Below are 614 nucleotides of genomic sequence, written 5' to 3' on the forward strand. Positions count from 1 at the left end.
CAGCAGGATACCCGGAGTGATCGGTCAGCAGGCAGTGTAGAGTCTGATCGTTTTGAGCCTGACATAGTTGAACTCGGTAAAGCTGAGTCCATTTTGGCAGAATCCATTATGGCCGCCCCCGGTTTGATCAAACCCTTTTCGTCCCGCCATCCCGATGCAATTGGGCCATTAGGCGGTCTTTTGTCCCGCATTCGGACATTGCCCCAGAGTCCGGATAAAAGTTATCCGGTCATTCCGGTTCAGGCACCGGCTGAGTTTCTGACCCTGCTGGAGGCTCAGCTCCCCATTGAACAGCGGCTGGATCGCGCCGGGACTCTGGAGCCCTTCCACTGGCGTAAGGCCCTGAATAAGTTACTGGCCCATCCGGTGCGGGGTAATGTAACTATTTACAGTTTTGTCAAAGCTCAGATCAGTGCGATATTTCCGGATTCCATGGAAGAGGTTGATCGTGATGGCATTGCTGCCATCCTGAACACCCTGCCAGCCCTGAAGCACCCGAAGGATCTGGCAGATAATTTCTGGCCATTGGCCCGTTATATGGCACCGGCACTGGGCGAGTATTTGCCCGCTACTTTCGGCAAACCTTCTCTGCGCTGTACCGCGAAGATGGCCGC

General features: G+C 54.7%; 1 protein-coding gene. It reads left to right on the forward strand.

Annotated elements, in window-relative coordinates:
- On the forward strand, positions 1-614 hold a 614-nt coding region (locus tag J7438_RS26900), incomplete at both ends, for a hypothetical protein (RefSeq protein WP_209279082.1).

Origin of the sequence: Thalassotalea sp. G20_0 (assembly GCF_017744175.1) — a bacterium.
Classification (GTDB): Bacteria; Pseudomonadota; Gammaproteobacteria; order Pseudomonadales; family Endozoicomonadaceae; genus Endozoicomonas.